The organism is Nocardioides ginsengisoli (genome assembly GCF_039537225.1).
Classification (GTDB): Bacteria; Actinomycetota; Actinomycetes; order Propionibacteriales; family Nocardioidaceae; genus Nocardioides; species Nocardioides ginsengisoli.
In genome coordinates, this window is record NZ_BAABAC010000024.1 from 59,638 (window position 1) to 76,517 (window position 16,880).

14 protein-coding genes are annotated in these 16,880 nt (G+C 72.3%); 3 read left to right on the forward strand and 11 right to left on the reverse strand.

All coding sequences use genetic code 11. The features are described from left to right. The 3 genes from AB4880_RS13515 to rpsO all read right to left on the reverse strand — a co-directional run. The coding region (locus tag AB4880_RS13515; protein WP_367919734.1) for a M16 family metallopeptidase at positions 1 to 970 on the reverse strand (970 nt) is incomplete at its 3' end. A gap of 86 nt (positions 971 to 1,056) precedes the next feature. Beyond that, a complete protein-coding gene (locus tag AB4880_RS13520) occupies positions 1,057 to 3,288 on the reverse strand; it encodes a polyribonucleotide nucleotidyltransferase (RefSeq protein ID WP_367919735.1) in 2,232 nt (743 codons plus the stop codon). 243 nt (positions 3,289 to 3,531) lie between these two features. Further along, entirely contained in the window at positions 3,532 to 3,807 is a 276-nt protein-coding gene (rpsO, locus tag AB4880_RS13525) for a 30S ribosomal protein S15 (protein ID WP_036542197.1), read from the reverse strand. A 171-nt stretch (positions 3,808 to 3,978) separates the two neighbouring features. Here rpsO and AB4880_RS13530 point away from each other — a divergent pair, with 171 nt between their 5' ends. Further along, positions 3,979 to 6,084 carry a molybdopterin-dependent oxidoreductase gene (locus AB4880_RS13530; protein WP_367919736.1) on the forward strand — a complete coding sequence of 702 codons (2,106 nt, stop codon included), beginning with the start codon at positions 3,979 to 3,981 and terminating at the stop codon, positions 6,082 to 6,084. After that, a complete protein-coding gene (arfB, locus tag AB4880_RS13535) occupies positions 6,075 to 6,497 on the forward strand; it encodes an alternative ribosome rescue aminoacyl-tRNA hydrolase ArfB (protein ID WP_367919737.1) in 423 nt (140 codons plus the stop codon). Before AB4880_RS13530 ends, arfB begins: the two co-directional genes overlap by 10 nt. On the opposite strand, the gene AB4880_RS13540 is transcribed toward arfB, so the two are convergent. Together AB4880_RS13540 and AB4880_RS13545 are read right to left on the reverse strand one after the other, a co-directional pair. Further along, a complete protein-coding gene (locus AB4880_RS13540; RefSeq protein WP_367919738.1) occupies positions 6,494 to 7,672 on the reverse strand; it encodes a molybdopterin-dependent oxidoreductase in 1,179 nt (392 codons plus the stop codon). The genes arfB and AB4880_RS13540 overlap by 4 nt on opposite strands. Before the next feature lie 40 nt (positions 7,673 to 7,712). Then, positions 7,713 to 8,483: an IclR family transcriptional regulator gene (locus AB4880_RS13545; protein ID WP_367919739.1), complete on the reverse strand. Its 771-nt coding sequence runs from the start codon at positions 8,481 to 8,483 to the stop codon at positions 7,713 to 7,715. 173 nt (positions 8,484 to 8,656) lie between these two features. Between AB4880_RS13545 and AB4880_RS13550 the strand changes: the two genes are divergently transcribed. Then, positions 8,657 to 10,075 carry a purine-cytosine permease family protein gene (locus tag AB4880_RS13550; protein WP_367919740.1) on the forward strand — a complete coding sequence of 473 codons (1,419 nt, stop codon included), beginning with the start codon at positions 8,657 to 8,659 and terminating at the stop codon, positions 10,073 to 10,075. Here AB4880_RS13550 and AB4880_RS13555 read toward each other — a convergent pair. The 6 genes from AB4880_RS13555 to infB all read right to left on the reverse strand — a co-directional run. Next, entirely contained in the window at positions 10,068 to 10,832 is a 765-nt protein-coding gene (locus AB4880_RS13555; RefSeq protein WP_367919741.1) for a nucleoside hydrolase, read from the reverse strand. The genes AB4880_RS13550 and AB4880_RS13555 overlap by 8 nt on opposite strands. After that, positions 10,829 to 11,836 carry a hypothetical protein gene (locus AB4880_RS13560; RefSeq protein ID WP_367919742.1) on the reverse strand — a complete coding sequence of 336 codons (1,008 nt, stop codon included), beginning with the start codon at positions 11,834 to 11,836 and terminating at the stop codon, positions 10,829 to 10,831. Before AB4880_RS13560 ends, AB4880_RS13555 begins: the two co-directional genes overlap by 4 nt. Before the next feature lie 9 nt (positions 11,837 to 11,845). Continuing rightward, a complete protein-coding gene (locus AB4880_RS13565; RefSeq protein ID WP_367919743.1) occupies positions 11,846 to 12,793 on the reverse strand; it encodes a bifunctional riboflavin kinase/FAD synthetase in 948 nt (315 codons plus the stop codon). 72 nt (positions 12,794 to 12,865) lie between these two features. Next, positions 12,866 to 13,744, reverse strand: coding sequence for a tRNA pseudouridine(55) synthase TruB (truB, locus tag AB4880_RS13570; RefSeq protein WP_367919744.1), 879 nt, complete (start codon positions 13,742 to 13,744; stop codon positions 12,866 to 12,868). Further along, positions 13,741 to 14,190: a 30S ribosome-binding factor RbfA gene (gene rbfA, locus AB4880_RS13575; protein WP_367919745.1), complete on the reverse strand. Its 450-nt coding sequence runs from the start codon at positions 14,188 to 14,190 to the stop codon at positions 13,741 to 13,743. Before rbfA ends, truB begins: the two co-directional genes overlap by 4 nt. Positions 14,191 to 14,366: 176 nt before the next feature. Continuing rightward, positions 14,367 to 16,880: translation initiation factor IF-2 (infB, locus tag AB4880_RS13580; RefSeq protein ID WP_367919746.1), on the reverse strand; the 2,514-nt coding region annotated here is incomplete at its 5' end.

Sequence of the window (16,880 nt, forward strand, 5' to 3'; positions counted from 1 at the left end):
GGCAGCCGACGGCGACGCCGACGACGCCGGAGTCGGCGTAGTGGCTGGCGAAGGAGTAGACCGAGTAGGCCAGGCCGCGCTGCTCGCGGACCTCCTGGAAGAGCCGGCTCGACGTACCGCCACCGAGGGCGGTGTTGAGCACGCCCAGGGCGTAGCGGCGCTCGTCGTCGCGGGTCAGGCCCTCGCAGCCGAGGACCAGGTTGACCTGCTCGAAGGGCCGGTCGACCCGGCCCTCCCCCGCGCCGACCTTGGGACGGCGGCGCACGGTCGCGGTCCGGGCGGTGGCAGGGACGGCTTTGCCGGCGAGCCAGTCGTGGCGTGCGAACGCCTTCTTGACCGCCGCGACGACCGAGGCGTGGTCGAGCGCGCCGGCGACCGAGATGACGGTGTTGGCGGGCACGTAGTGACGGCGGTAGAAGCGCTTGATCTGCGCCGGCGTCATCGCCTCGATCGACTCGTTGGTGCCGGCGATCGGCCGGCCGAGCGCCGACTCGGCGCCCCAGGCCAGCTCGGCCAGCAGGTTCTGGACGACGTCGTCGGGGTCGTCGTCGTGCATGGCGATCTCGTCGAGGATGACGTCGCGCTCGGCGTCGACGTCGTGCGGCGCGATCACCGAGCCGGTGATCATGTCGCCGAGGACGTCGACCGCGAGCGGCAGGTCGTCGGAGAGCACCCGCGCGTGGAAGCAGGTGTATTCCTTGGCGGTGAAGGCATTGAACTCACCGCCCACCGCGTCGAGCTCGATGGAGATGTCGAGCGCGGAGCGCTCGGTGGTGCCCTTGAACAGCAGGTGCTCGAGGAAGTGCGAGGCGCCGTGGGTGGTGGCGGTCTCGTCGCGCGAGCCGACACCGATCCAGACGCCGATGGACGCCGATCGGGCGCCGGCCATCTGCTCGGTGACGATCCGCAGGCCGGAGGCGAGCTGGGTACGTCGTACCAGCGAGGTCACCTGGCCGGCGTCGTCGCGCACGGTCTCGAGGGTCCTGGTCGAGGACCGGGGAACGGCCGACGGCCGGCCAGCGGAACGCTGACCGGCCGTCGTGGAGCGGGAAGTGCTCACGCCTCGTCGGACTCCTCAGCCGCGTCGGTCGTCTCGGCCGCGTCGGCCTCGTCGACCACCGGGATGAGCGAGAGCTTGCCGCGGTCGTCGATCTCAGCGATCTCGACCTGGAGCTTCTGGCCCACCGCGACGACGTCCTCGACGTTCTCGACGCGCTTGCCGCCGGCGAGGGAACGCAGCTTGCTGATGTGCAGCAGGCCGTCCTTGCCCGGCATGAGCGCGATGAAGGCGCCGAAGTTGGTCGTCTTCACGACCGTGCCGAGGTAGCGCTCGCCGACCTCGGGCATGGTCGGGTTGGCGATCGCGTTGACCGCCTGGCGGGCGGCCTCGGCGGCCTCGCCGTTGGTCGCACCGATGTAGACCGTGCCGTCGTCCTCGATGGACAGGGTCGCGCCGGTGTCGTCCTGGATCTGGTTGATGACCTTGCCCTTGGGCCCGATCACCTCGCCGATCTTGTCGACCGGCACCTTCACGGTGATGATCCGCGGGGCGTGGACCGACATCTCCTCGGGAGCGTCGATGGCCTCGGCCATGACCTCGAGGATGGCCAGGCGCGCGTCGCGGGCCTGGGTGAGGGCGGCGGCGAGGACCTCGGCCGGGATGCCGTCGAGCTTGGTGTCGAGCTGCAGCGCGGTGACGAACTCCTTGGTGCCGGCGACCTTGAAGTCCATGTCGCCGAAGGCGTCCTCGGCACCGAGGATGTCGGTCAGCGCGACGTACTGCGTCTCGCCGTCGATCTCACCGGAGATGAGGCCCATCGCGATGCCCGCGACGGCGGCCTTCAGCGGCACGCCGGCCTGGAGCAGCGCCAGCGTGGACGCGCAGACCGAGCCCATCGAGGTGGAGCCGTTGGAGCCCATCGCCTCGGAGAGCTGGCGGATCGCGTAGGGGAACTCCTCGCGGCTCGGCAGCACCGGCAGGAGGGCGCGACGCGCGAGCGCGCCGTGGCCGATCTCGCGGCGCTTCGGGGAGCCGACGCGGCCGGTCTCGCCGGTGGAGAACGGCGGGAAGATGTACTTGTGCATGTAGCGGCGCGACGTCTCCGGGGAGAGGGTGTCGAGCTGCTGCTCCATCTTGAGCATGTCGAGGGTGGTGACGCCCAGGATCTGGGTCTCGCCACGCTCGAACAGCGACGAGCCGTGGACCCGCGGGACGACGCCGACCTCGGCGTGCAGCGGACGGATGTCGGCCAGGCCGCGACCGTCGATGCGGATCTTGTCGCGCAGCACGCGCTCGCGCACGACCTGCTTGTTGACCGAGCGGAAGGCCGCGCCGATCTCCTTCTCGCGGCCCTCGAACTGGCCGGCGAGCTTCTCGAGCAGCTCGGCCTTGAGCTCGTCGGTGCGGGCCTCGCGCTCCTGCTTGTCGCCGATGGTCATCGCCTCGGCCAGGTCGGCCTTGGACGCGGCCTCGACGGCCTCGAAGACGTCGTCCTCGTAGTCGAGGAAGATCGGGAACTCCTGGACCGGCTTGGCGGCCACGTTGGCGAGCTCGACCTGGGCGTCGACCAACTGCTTGATGAACGGCTTGGCGGCGTCGAGGCCGCTCGCGACGACCTCCTCGGTGGGCGCCTGGGCGCCGGAGGTGACCAGGCCCCACGACTGCTCGGTGGCCTCGGCCTCGACCATCATGATGGCGACGTCGCCGGTCTCGGTGACGCGGCCGGCGACGACCATGTCGAAGACGGCGTTCTCGAGCTGGCTGTGGGTCGGGAAGGCCACCCACTGGCCCTCGATCAGGGCCACGCGGGTGGCGCCGACGGGGCCGGAGAAGGGCAGGCCGGAGAGCTGGGTCGACAGCGACGCGGCGTTGATCGCGAGCACGTCGTAGGGCGTGTCGGGGTTGAGCGCCATGACCGTGATGACGACCTGGACCTCGTTGCGCAGACCCTTCTTGAAGGTCGGGCGCAGCGGCCGGTCGATGAGGCGGCAGGTGAGGATGGCGTCTTCGCCCGGACGACCCTCGCTGCGGAAGAAGGAGCCGGGGATCTTGCCCGCGGCGTACATCCGCTCCTCGACGTCGATCGTCAGCGGGAAGAAGTCGAAGTGGTCCTTGGGGTGCTTACCGGCGGTGGTCGCCGAGAGCAGCATGGTGTCACCGTCGAGGTAGGCGCTGACGGAGCCGGCGGCCTGGCGGGCGAGGAGGCCCGTCTCGAACTTGACGGTGCGGGTGCCGAACTTGCCGTTGTCGAGAACGGTCTCGACGGCAGAGATGACGGGTTCAGTCAAAGTGTTCTCTTATTCATGCGTGCGGGACACGCTGCCCCGCGGATTGGACGTGAGTTGTCACCGGCCACCTTATCCAGCGGCGGCGCAAAAGCAGAACGGGCGACCCCAGTGGGGTCGCCCGTCCTGAAGTATTTCCGTCGCCCGGCGTGTGCGGCTCCAAGGCGCGGGCCCGAAGGCGGCCTTCCAGCGGAGCGGGCCGTCGAGGGCCCGCAACGCCGGAGACGCTCCGCCGGGCGGCGGAAATCAGCGGCGGAGGCCGAGGCGCTCGACGATGGAGCGGTAGCGCTCGATCTCGGTCTTCTTCAGGTAGTTGAGAAGACGACGGCGCTGGCCGACGAGCAGGAGCAGGCCACGACGGCTGTGGTGGTCGTGCTTGTGCTGCTTGAGGTGCTCGGTCAGGTGGCTGATGCGGTGCGAGAGCAGCGCGATCTGAACCTCGGGCGAACCGGTGTCACCCTCGGTCGTGGCGTACTCGGCGATGATCTTCTTCTTGGTCTCAGCGTCGGTACCGACTGCCATGGGGACTCCTCCTCTTTTCGCCCTGACGGGCACTGTGCTCGTTGCGCGGCGCCCCAGCCTGAATTCCTGGAGCTCTCTTGGTCCGCGGCCGTTCTGACGGCAACCGCACAAGGCTAACAGCGGGAGCCGGGGCGGGCCGAATCTGCGGCGGCCCTGTGCGACGATGCCGACGTGGAGACGCGGACCGGCGTGTGCAACCTGTGCGAGGCCATGTGCGGCCTGCTGCTGACGATCGAGGACGGCGCGGTGACGGGCGTGCGCGGCAATCCCGCCGACCCGCTCTCGCGCGGCCACATCTGCCCCAAGGGCGTCGCGATCGGCGACGTCCACGTCGATCCCGACCGCCTGCGCCGTCCGGTACGACGCGACGGCGACCGGTGGGTCGAGATCGGGTGGGACGAGGCGCTGGACCTGGTCGCGGACGGCCTCGCGGCCGCGATCAACGACCACGGCGAGGACGCGGTGGCGCTCTACCTCGGCAACCCGAACGTCCACAGCCTCGGCTCGATGACGCACGGGGTGGCGTTGGCGCAGTCGTTCCGCACGCGCAACAAGTTCAGCGCGACGTCGGTCGACCAGCTCCCCCACCAGCTGGTCGGGCATCTCCTCTACGGCCATCAGCTGCTGCTGCCAGTGCCCGACATCGACCGGACGTCGTACTTCCTGGTGTTCGGCGCCAACCCGATGGCGTCCAACGGCTCGCTGATGACGGTCCCCGACTTCCCGGGCCGGCTGCGCGAGCTGCACGCGCGCGGCGGGCGGATGGTCGTGCTCGACCCGCGCCGCACCGAGACGGCGAAGGTGGCCGACGAGCATCACTTCGTCCGGCCCGGCACCGACGCGTGGGTGCTGCTGGCGCTGCTGCAGACGCTGTTCGCGGAGGGGCTGACCCGCCCGCCGTCGTACGTCGACGGGCTGGCCGACGTCGAGCGGCTGGTCGCCGGCTTCACGCCCGAGGTGGCCGAGCGGGCGAGCGGGGTGCCGGCGGAGGAGATCCGGCGGATCGCGCGGGAGTTCGCGGCGGCCGACGGCGCGGCGGCGTACGGCCGGATCGGGGTGTCGACGCAGGCCTTCGGCACGGTGTGCCAGTGGGCGGTCCAGATGCTCAACCTGGTCACCGGCAATCTCGACCGCGCCGGCGGCACGCTGTTCACCAACCCGGCGATCGACGCGGTGGGCCGGGGGCTGATCGGGCGGGGCCATCACGACCGCTACCGCTCGCGGGTCCGGCAGGCGCCGGAGTTCGGCGGCGAGCTGCCGGTGTCGGTGCTGCGCGAGGAGATCGAGACGCCGGGCGAGGGCCAGGTCCGCGCGCTGCTCACGGTCGCCGGCAACCCGGTGCTGTCGACGCCCGACGGCGCCGCGCTCGACCGGGCCCTGGAGGGCCTCGACTTCTACGCGGCGGTCGACATCTACATCAACGAGACGACCCGCCACGCCGACGTGATCCTGCCGCCGACGACGCTGCTCGAGCGCGACCACTACGACCTGGTGTTCCACCTGCTCGCGGTGCGCAACACGGCGAGGTTCACCCCGGCGGTGTTCGCGAAGGGCCGCGACCAGCGCCACGACTGGGAGATCTTCCGCGACCTCTACCTGAGGGTGACCCGCCGCCGGCGCCGCAAGCCGCCGCTGAGGCGCCGGCTCGCCGCCGAGGCGCGGATGCGGATGAGCCCGACCTTCCTGATCGGGATGCTGCTGCGCACCGGCCGCTCGCAGACCACGCTCACCGAGCTGCGCAAGCACCCCGAGGGCGTCGACCTCGGTCCGCTGCGCGCCGGCCAGCTGCCCGGGCGCCTGCGCACCAGCAACGGCCGGATCGACGCCGTACCTGCGCTCGTGGCCGACGAAATCGCCCGCCTGGTCGCCGAGCCGCTCCCCCACGACGGCGAGCTGCTGCTCATCGGCCGCCGCCACCAACGCGACTGCAACTCCTGGATGCACAACACCGATCGGCTCACCCGCGGCAGGGCCCGCCACCAGCTGCTCATGCATCCCGACGACCTCGCCGCACGCGGGTTGAGCGACGGCGCGACGGTCGCCGTCCGGTCGCGGGTCGGGGAGGTCGCGGTCGAGGTGAGCGCCACCGACGACATGATGCGGGGCGTGGTCTCCCTCCCCCACGGCTACGGCCACGGCCGCGACGGCGCCCGGCTCGGTGTCGCCGCCGGCGTCCCCGGCGTGTCCATCAACGACCTGACCGACCCCGAGCGCCTCGACGTGTCCGGCAACGCCGCGCTCTCCGGCGTCCCCGTGACGGTGAGCGCGTGGACCTGACCGTCCCACCCGGCCCCGGCGTGCCCGGCGGCCTCGTCATCCCGGATGTCGAGCTGGTCGAGCGGTTCTCCCGCTCCCCCGGCCCCGGCGGCCAGTCGGTCAACACCACCGACACCCGTGTCGAGCTGGTCTGGGACCCGGCCGCGTCGACCGTCCTCGACGAGCGCCAGCGCGAGCGGATCCTGGGCCGCACCACGGGGCCGATCACCGTCGTCGCCCACGAGCACCGCTCCCAGCACCGCAACCGGGGGGCCGCCCGCGAGCGGCTCGCCGCCCGGATCCGCGAGCTGCTCGCCCCGCCGCCACCGCCACGCAGGCCGACGAAGCCGTCGCGCGGCTCGAAGGAGCGGCGACTGGAGGCGAAGCGGCAGCGCGGGCAGACCAAGCAGCTGCGGGGCCGCGTCCAGGACTAGGCGACCGTGACCGGGTGCCGGACGACGGCGTCGAAGAAGTAGCCGTTGGGGTTGACGGCCGCGATGGCGGGCTGCGTGCGGCCGTGGAGGTCGCTCGCCCGGGCCAGGAGCTGGTGCGGGCCGGGCTCGGGCGCGTGCCAGGTGTGCGTCCAGCGGGTCCAGCCGTGGCCCTCCGTGCGCGGGCCGGGCGCCGGGCGCAGCCGGGCCGGCGACCACGTCGTCCCACCGTCGGTGCTGACGTCGACGCGGGCGATCGGAGCCGCGCCCGACCACGACCGTCCGGTCAGTACGGCGGTCCGGCCCGCCGGGATGCGCGCGTCGCGCGGCAGCTCCCAGGACGAGCGCACCGGGTTGACGCCGAGCGGACCGCCGACGTTGTACCAGCGCGTGTTCCACGGTGAGGTCAGCTCGGACCTCGACACCTCGAGCTCGCCGAGCCACTTGATGCTGGCGATGCCCACCCAGCCCGGCAGGACCAGGCGCAGCGGGTAGCCGTGGTCGGGGAGCAGCGGCTCGCCGTTGGCGCCCCACGCGAGCAGCGCGTCGTCGAGCGCCTTCGCGATGGGGAACGGACGCCGCACCCGGCCCAGGTTCTCGCCCTTGTCGACGTACTCGTCGTCGAGGCCCGCACCCTGCACGGACACTGCGTCGGCGCGCAGCCCGGCCCGGCGCAGCACGTCGCGCAGTCGCACGCCCTGCCACGTGACGGTGCCGACGGCGCCGAGCGTCCACGGCGTGCCGCCCGCCTTCGTGCCCTGCTGGGTGTCGAAGAAGCTGCGGCCGTTGCCGGTGCACTCGTGGACCGAGGTCACCTCGACGGAGGGCAGCTGCCGCAGGTCCGCCAGGCCGAGCGTCACACCGGCCGGGTCGGCGAGCCCGTCGCCGAACACCCGCAGCCGGTACGACGCCGCGTCGATCCGCGGCGTGCGCGTGTGGTTGCGCACGAACAGGTCCGACTGGGGCGTGAGGTAGCGGTGCGGGTCGACCGACTCCCATCGCGTCTCGGCGTTGGAGCCGTAGTCGATGAACCGGTCGGCCGGCAGCGGCTTGAGGATCGCCGGAGCGCCGGCGTCGGCGCGGCCTGCGAGCGGCCCCACGTGGGCGAGGGCCGCGCCGGCGAGGCCGGCGGCCGGAAGCCCGAGGACCGAGCGACGACGGAGAGCGTGCGAGGTCATCCCCCGACGCTAACACAAGTTATCTACTTGACTTAGTAGGTCACGGTAGGACGCTCTGCCCCGTGAGCCGCAGCCGGAGCACGGCCGCCGTGTCCCGCACGTGCGCCAGGATCTCGGCCACGGCCTCCGGGGTCGTGCTGGCCGCGACGAAGGTGACCGCGATCGCGGCCAGCGGGTAGCCGGCCGGATCGGTGACCGCGACCGCCACCGACGACAGGCCCACGGTGACCTCGCCGTCCTCGCGCGCGAACCCGTCCCGCCGTACGTCGACCAGGGCGCGCTGCAGCGCCGACAGCGACCGCAGTCGCGAGGCCGGGCTCGTCTCGAAGGCCGCGCGGTCGCCGTACAGGGCCCGGACCTGCTGGGTCGGCAGCGCGGCCAGCATCGCCCGGCCGCTCGCGGTGCCGTGCGCGCTGAGCCGGACGCCGACGTCGGTGATCAGCATCGCGTGCCCCGACGCCCGCTCCTCGATCACGTAGACCACCTCGCGGCCGACGAGGACGGTGAGGTGCGCGGTGTTGCCACAGGCGTCCGACAGCGCCGCCATCGGCTGCCGGGCCAGCCGCTGCAGCGGCGCCTGCCGGACGTAGCCGCTGCCGAGCTCGTAGGCCGTCAGCCCGAGCCCGTAGGTCCGCTGCTCCGGGTAGTGCACGACGAACCGGCTCGCCGCCATCGTCGACAGCAGGTGGTACGTCGTCGAGCGCGGGATGCCGAGCGCCCGGGCGATCGCGCCGGCCGGGACCGGGTTCGCCTGGCCCGCGAGGAAGCGCAGGATCGCCAGGGTCTGCTCCGCCGCCGGCACCGAGGACACGCGCACCACCCTAAGCCGCCCTGCGTCGCATCCGCAGGGCGCGCTTTGGCGAGAGATCCGTCTGGGATCCCAGACGCATTCACCTCGGCGAGACTATCGCCGACGCAGGTCGGCGGCATGCAATGGGAGAGGGGGGTCACATCGTTGCGCCCCCAGGAGAGAGGGAGAACGAGATGGCCACAGCCCAGCCCCGGGGAATCGAGCGCCGCACGATCGACGTCGTACCCGACGACGAGCGCCACGGCACACCGCTCAGCCAGTTCACACTGTGGTTCGGCGCGAACCTGCAGATCACGGCCATCGTCGACGGCGCGCTCGCGGTCGTCTTCGGCGCCGACGCGCTCTGGGCGATCATCGGCCTGCTGATCGGCAACGTCCTCGGCGGCGCGGTGATGGCGCTGCACTCGGCGCAGGGCCCCAAGCTCGGCCTGCCGCAGATGATCTCCTCGCGCGCGCAGTTCGGCGTCTTCGGCGCCGCGATCCCGCTCGTGCTCGTCGTCGTCATGTACCTCGGCTTCGCCGCGACGGGCAGCGTCCTGGCCGGCCAGGCGCTCAGCAAGGGCCTGCACCTCGACGCGCCCAAGCTCGGCATCGTGCTCTTCGGGGCGCTGACCGCCGTCGTCGCCACGCTCGGCTACCGCTACATCCACATGCTCGGCCGGCTGTCGACCGTCGTCGGCATCCTCGGCTTCGGCTACCTCGGCATCAAGATCCTCGCCGACTACGACGTCACCAGCTTCTTCGGCACCAAGGGCTTCGACATCGTCACCTTCCTGCTCGCCGTCTCGCTCGGCGCCGGCTGGCAGCTGACCTTCGGCCCGTACGTCGCCGACTACTCGCGCTACCTGCCCGCCGACACCCCCGCCCGGACCACCTTCTGGGCGACCTTCCTGGGCAGCGTCCTGGGCTCGCAGTGGTCGATGACGCTCGGCGCGATCGTGGCGTCCATCCCGGCCGCGGCCGGCGGCGGCTTCCTCGCCAACCAGGTGGGCTTCATGGGCGACCTCGCGGGCGGCGGCTTCGTCGCGCTGGTGATCTACCTGGTCATCGTGTGCGGCAAGCTCGCGGTCAACTGCCTCAACGCCTACGGCGGCTTCATGACGATCCTGACCACCGCCTCGGGCTTCACCCGCCGCAGCCAGGTCTCGCAACTCACCCGCGTCCTGCTGATCTCGCTCTTCCTCGCCACCTCGGTGGGCGTCGCCCTGTTCGCCTCGGCCGACTTCCTCGACAACTTCAAGAACTTCGTGCTCGTGCTGCTCATGGTGTTCACGCCGTGGAGCGCGATCAACCTGGTCGACTTCTACCTGATCTCCAAGGAGCGGGTCGACATCCCCGCGCTCTACGACCCCAACGGCCGCTACGGGCGCTGGAACGCCACCGCCCTGGTGACCTATGTCGTCGGCGTGGTCGTCCAGATCCCGTTCCTCGCTCAGAAGCTCTACACCGGCCCGGTGACCGACGCCCTCGGCGGCACCGACATCTCCTGGATCGTCGGCCTCGTCGTCACCGCCGGCCTCTACTACGCCTGGGCGCGCCGGACGGCGAACCCGCCGGCCGAGAACATCCCGATGCCGGCGACCGTCAGCTGAACGCGGCGCGCAGCAGGTCGACGTACCGCCGCTTGTCGGCGCGTACGGCGACCGTGGCGCGGCCCTGCTTCTCGTCGAGCTCGGCGGCGAAGCGGGTCGCGCCGTAGGTCTCCGGGTCGGAGCGCTCCACCCGGACCGCCGCGCGCAGCGTGGTGAGCAGGCCCGGGTCGAGCAGGGCGGCGACCGCCAGCGGGTCGTGCACGCGGGCGCCACGGTCGAGGCGGGTCGCCGCCAGGTCGGCCGCGGCCCGCGCGACCGGGGTGCCGAGCGCGCGCAGCCGGGCCAGGTCGGCGTCGTCGAGCGCGACCGAGGCGGTGGCGTCGGCGGTCACCAGCAGCACGTCGCGGAAGGGCGCGGTGAGGACGGCGGCCGCGGCATCGGGATCGGACCAGATGTTGCGCTCCGCATGGGCGGTGACGCCCGGCTCGCGGTGCGCGCCGCCGAGGACGACCAGCCGTCGTACGGCGCGCGCCAGGGAGCGGTCGGCGGCCAGCGCGGCGGCGACATGGGTGAGCGGCCCGGTGGTGACGAGCGTGACCGGCTCGGCCGCCGCTGTCAGCGTCTCCCGCAGCCAGTCGACGCCCACGTGGACGCCGACGTCGCCCACGACGGCCGTCATCTCCCGCAGCCTTGCGGCCTCCTCGGCGGACGCCGTCGAGACACCGAGCAGGTCGAGCCCCGGATGGCGGGCGGCGAGCAGGATCGCGATCGCGTCGTCGGTCTCGGCGTCGCTGTCGAGCACGACCGGGATGCTCACGACTGCTCCGCGTCGCGCAGGAAGCGGTAGGCCACACGGGCGCTGACCGCGCGCTCGAGCTCGCGGATCACGGTCGAGAAGAACTGCCGCCGGTAGAGCTCATCGGTGACGGCGTACACCGTGAAGTACAGGCCGCTGAACGCCGCGAGGAAGGTCGACACCCGCAGCAGCTCGAGGCTCAGCCGCTCGCCGAAGAGGTCGCCGATCGGTCCGTCGATCGGCTGCACCGGGTGGGTGAGCCACAGGTGCAGCACCGACGGCTCCATGGCGACCACGCCGAAGACGATGAAGAACGCGAAGACGGCGAGCGCGAGCAGCAGCACCTGCACCACCTGGGCCACGAGCAGGACCAGCACCAGGTTGGCCTTCTGCAGCCCGCTCACCTCGGCGTCGACCGCACCGACCTTGTCGACCTTCGCCGCGATCCGGCGGGCCGCGGACTCGAGCGGGGTCCCGGTGCACGCCTCGATCAGCTGCGCGCCCTCGACCTCGTCGTCGACGCTGTCGAGCTCCTCGGGCAGCCGGGTGAGCAGGAAGCCGACGGCGATCGCCGCGAACAGCAGCACCGCCACCCACAGCACGCCGCCGTCGAGACTGGCGGCGACCTGCCAGACCTCGGTGTTGATGAAGAGGAAGGTGATGAAGAGCAGGAGCAGCGGCAGGGCGCGGGTCACCAGCGGCAGCATCAGGCCGAGCGAACGGAAGGTCCGCCGTACCGCCCAGCCGACGATCAGCCAGGCCCGCAGGGTCGCGACCGCGTAGACGGCGAGGACGACGCCCGCCGCCGTCAGCCCCGCGCCCAGACCGGTCGCGGCGCCCAGCCACAGCCCGGAGGCGACGCCGGCGACCGCGCCCACGAGCAGGGCCGCCGACAGGACCGGCACCAGCCGGGGCCGGCGCAGGCCGCGGGCGACGGCGGCGCGGTAGTCATCGACGAAATAGGGCAGGCCGTGGTCGACGAACCACCGCTCCGCGGCGGCGAGATCCGATCGTGCCTCGGGCATCAGACCGGCTCAGCCCGCGAGGAGCGTCCGCGCCCGGTCGACGTCGTCGGCCATCGCGACCAGCAGGGCCTCGACCGAGTCGAAGCGGACCATCCCGCGCAGCCGCTCGACGAACTCCACCTGGACCTCCCGGCCGTACAGGTCGAGATCGCTGCGGTCGAGGACGTAGGACTCGACCCGGCTCTCCCGCTCCCCCGCGAAGGTCGGGTTGGTGCCGACGCTGATCGCGGCCGGGTACGTCGTGCCGGCGTCGGGGCCGTCGAGCACGGTCAGCCGCCCGGCGTAGACGCCGTCGGCGGGCACCGCGGCGCCCGCCCGCACCGGCACATTGGCCGTCGGGTAGCCCAGCTCGCGCCCGCGCTTGTCGCCCTCGACGACCACGCCGTGCGTGGTGAACGAGCGGCCCAGCGCCTCCGCGGCCCCGGCGACGTCGCCGGTGGCCAGGCAGGTCCGGACGTACGTCGACGACCACACCTGGGGCCCGCCGTCGAGGCTGACCTCCTCGAGCACGAAGTCGTGCTCGGCGCCGGCCGCGCGCAGCAGGTTGCAGTCGCCGGCCGCGCGGTTGCCGAACCGGAAGTTCGCGCCCACGACGACCGCCTTGACGTGCAGCGCGTCGAGGAGGATCCGCTCGATGAACTCCTGAGGCGGCCACGAGGCCACCTCGCGGGAGAACGGGATGACGAGGACGTCGTCGACGCCCGCCTCCCCCAGCAGCCGGAGCCGGTCGTCGATCGTGGTCAGCGTCGGTGGCGCGTGCTCGGGCCGCAGCACCGCGATCGGGTGCGGGTCGAAGGTCACCGCGACGACATGGTCGACGCCGACCTCGCCGGCGACCTCGCGCGCCCGTCGTACGACGTGCTGGTGCCCCAGGTGCATGCCGTCGAAGTTCCCGATCGTCACCACCGTGCGGCCGAGATCGCTCGGCACATCGGACAGGTCGCGCCACACTCGCACGGCGGCAACTCTCCCACATCCGGGCCCTCGCTCCGCACCCGCGGTGTCGCGAGCAGTGTCGACAGGGCCCGGTCAGCCGACGAAGACGGCCTCCGGCCGCGCCTGCTCGCCGTCGCCGTCGGGCCGGTAGAGCGCCAGGAACTCCCCCGACGGGTCGAAGACGGCGCTCAGCGCGTCGAGCCGGATCGGCAGCGGCCGCCCGTAGCGGACCGCCTGCGCCTGCTCGGCGTCGAGGTCGATCGCCGGGAAGCACGCGCGCGCGGCGTCCGCGATCGGCGTGACGACCAGGTGCTCGAGGTCGGTGTTGGCCTCGGCGAGCGTGAACGGGCCGACGGCGTGGCGGCGCAGTGCCGTGAGGTGGCCGCCGACGCCGAGCGCGGTGCCGAGGTCGCGGGCGATGGCGCGGATGTAGGTGCCGCTGGAGCAGCGGACCACGATGTCGAGGTCGAGCAGCTCGCCCTCGTGGCGGACGTTGTCGGCCGTGATCTCGTGGATCGTCACCGGCCGCGACTTCAGCTCGACCTCCTCGCCCGCGCGGGCGCGGGCGTAGGCGCGCTTGCCGTCGACCTTGATCGCCGAGACCGTCGAGGGGACCTGCGAGATCTCGCCCCGGAAGGCGGCGAGGGCGGTGCGGACGTCGTCCTCGGTGAGGTGGGCGGCCGACGCGGTCGCCGTCGTCTCACCCTCGGCGTCGTCGGTGTGGGTGCTCTGCCCCAGCCGCACGGTCGCCGAGTAGGTCTTCTCGGTGAGCATCAGGTGGCCCAGCAGGCGGGTCGCCCGCTCGGACCCGAGCACGAGGACACCGGTCGCCATCGGGTCGAGCGTGCCGGCGTGGCCGACCTTGCGGGTGCCGAGGGCACGTCGTACCCGGGAGACGACGGCGTGCGACGTCATCCCGCCGGGCTTGTCGACGACGACCAGCCCCGACGGAGCGGTCGACGAGGACGTCACTCGACGTCCTCGGCCTCTTCGTCGACGACCTCGCGCGGCTTCTTGTACGGGTCGGCCTCGCCGGCCGGCGCCGCACCCTCACGGGCCGCGGCCACCGCCGCGTCGGCCTCCTTGGCGCGCGCGAGCACCTCGTCGAGGTGACGCGCGGTCTCCGGGACGCCGTCGAACTCGAAGGCGAGCGCCGGCACGTGCCGCATGCCGAGCTGCTTGCCGACCTCGGAGCGGAGCAGGCCCTTGGCCGACTCCAGCGCCGTGGCGGTCGCCTGCTGGTCGGCGTGCTCGCCGAGGACGGTGTAGTAGATGGTGGCGTTCTGGGCGTCGCCGGTGAGCCGGACCTCGGTCACGGTGACGAACCCGAGCCGCGGGTCCTTGATCCGACGCTCGAGCATCTCGGCGACGATCACCTGGATGCGGTCGGCGATCTTGCGTACGCGCGGGCTGACCATGTCTGTTTCCTATCAGTAGAACCGCGCCGGCGCCCGCGTCCTCAACGGAAGCGAGCGCCAGCGAGCAACGTTGACCGCCCGACCCGCTCGCGAAGCGAGCCTGGGCCGGGCGGAACAACAAGCAGCGCGAGCGAAGCGAGCTCGACGCCGTTCGCCGGCGAAGCCGGCAAGCGCCGTCAGGCGCGCGGGATCTCCCGCATCTCGAAGGCCTCGACGATGTCGCCCTCCTTGATGTCCTGGAAGTTCCTGAGCACGAGACCGCACTCGAAGCCTTCCCGGACCTCGGACGCGTCGTCCTTCTCCCGCTTGAGCGAGGCGAGGTCGAGGTTGTCGGCCACCACGGCGCCGTCGCGCAGCACGCGCACCTTGGCGTTGCGGCGGATGACACCGTTGATGACCATGCAGCCGGCGATGTTGCCGATCTTGGACGAGCGGAAGATCGCACGGATCTCCGCCTGACCGAGAGCGTGCTCCTCGTACTCCGGCTTGAGCATGCCCTTGAGGGCCGCCTCGATCTCCTCGATCGCCTGGTAGATGACCGAGTAGTAGCGGATCTCGACGCCTTCCTTCTCGGCCATCTGCCCCGCCTTGCCCTGCGGGCGGACGTTGAAGCCGATGATGATGGCGTCGGAGGCGGCCGCGAGGTCGACGTTGGTCTCGGTGATCGCACCGACACCGCGGTCGATGACCCGGAGGCTGACCTCCTCGCCGACGTCGATCTGCGCCAGCGCGTCCTCGAGGGCCTCGACCGAACCGGACACGTCGCCCTTGAGGATGAGGTTGAGCTCCTGGCTCTCGCCCTTCTCCATGGAGGCCATGAAGTCCTCGAGCGTACGACGGATCCGGCGCTTGGCCTGCATGGCCGCCCGCTCGCGCGCCTCACGCTTCTCAGCGATCTGGCGGGCCATCCGGTCGTCCTCGACCACGATGAAGTTCTGGCCGGCGCCCGGGACGGACGAGAGGCCGAGCACCATCGCGGGACGGGCCGGGTCGGCCACCTCGAGCTCGTTGCCGTGCTCGTCGAGCATCGCCCGGACGCGGCCGTGGGCCGGACCGGCGACGATCGAGTCGCCGACCTTCAGCGTGCCGCGCTGGACCAGGACGGTCGCCACCGGACCGCGACCGCGGTCGAGGTGAGCCTCGACCACGAGGCCCTGGGCGTCCTGGTTGGGGTTGGCGCGCAGGTCGAGCGACGCGTCGGCGGTGAGCACGATCGCCTCGAGCAGCTTGTCGAGGTTGAGGCCGGCCTTGGCCGAGACGTCGACGAACATCGCGTCGCCGCCGTACTCCTCGGGCACCAGGCCGTACTCGGACAGCTGGCCGCGGACCTTGGTCGGGTCGGCCGACTCCTTGTCGATCTTGTTGACCGCGACCACGATCGGCACGTTGGCCGCCTTGGCGTGGTTGAGCGCCTCGACCGTCTGCGGCATGACGCCGTCGTCGGCCGCGACCACCAGGACGGCGATGTCGGTCGCCTGTGCACCACGGGCACGCATGGCGGTGAACGCCTCGTGACCCGGGGTGTCGATGAAGGTGATCCGGCGGTCCTCGCCGTCGACGTCGGTGTGCACCTGGTAGGCACCGATGTGCTGGGTGATGCCACCGGCCTCGCCCGCGACGACGTTGGCGTTGCGCAGCGCGTCGAGGAGCTTGGTCTTACCGTGGTCGACGTGACCCATGACGGTCACGACCGGCGGGCGGACCACGAGGTCCTCCTCGCCGCCCTCGTCGGCGCCGAACTCGATGTCGAACGACTCGAGCAGCTCGCGGTCCTCGTCCTCCGGGGAGACGACCTCGACGACGTAGTTGAGCTCGTCGCCGAGCAGCTCCAGCGTCTCGTCGCCCACCGACTGGGTGGCGGTCACCATCTCACCGAGGTGGAACAGCATCTGCACCAGCGAGGCCGCGTCGACGCCGATCTTCTCGGCGAAGTCGGTCAGCGAGGAGCCACGGGCGAGACGGATCGTCTCGCCGTTGCCCTTGCGGACCCGCATGCCGCCGATCGTCGGGGCCTCCATGGCCTCGAACTCCTGACGACGCGCCCGCTTCGACTTGCGCCCGCGGCGCGCGGGACCACCCGGACGACCGAAGGCGCCCTGGGTCTGGCCACGCTGGCCGGGACGACCGCCGCCACCGGGACGACCACCGCCGGCGGGGCCGAAGCCACCGCCACCGGGACGACCCGCACCGGGCGCGCCGGCACCGGCGCCACCACGGCCCGGAGCACCCGCACGACCGGGACCACCCGGACGGCCGGGGCCACCGGGGCCACCGCCGGGACGACGGGCGCCGGGGCCCGAGCCGAAGGCGGCCGGGGACTTCGGCATCATCGCCGGGTTGGGGCGCGGCATGCCGCCGGGACGCGGACCACCGGCGCCGGCCGGCGGACGCGGGCCGGCCGGACCGGCCTCGCCCTCACGCGGCGGCGGGGCGGGACGACGTCCCATGCCCTGGCTGGGCGCGAACGGGTTGTTGCCCGGACGCGGGGTGCCACCCGGCTTGCCGACCGGACGCGGGGCCGGAGCCTTGGGCGTCGGGGGCTTGGGGCCGGGGGTGGCGGGCTTGGCCGGAGCCTCCGGCGCCGCAGCCGCGGTGGCAGGCTGCTCGGGCTCGGCCGGAGCGGCCGGCTCGGGAGCCGGCGCGGCCTTGGGACCCGGACGCGGACCCGGCCGGGGGCCGGGGGTGGCGGG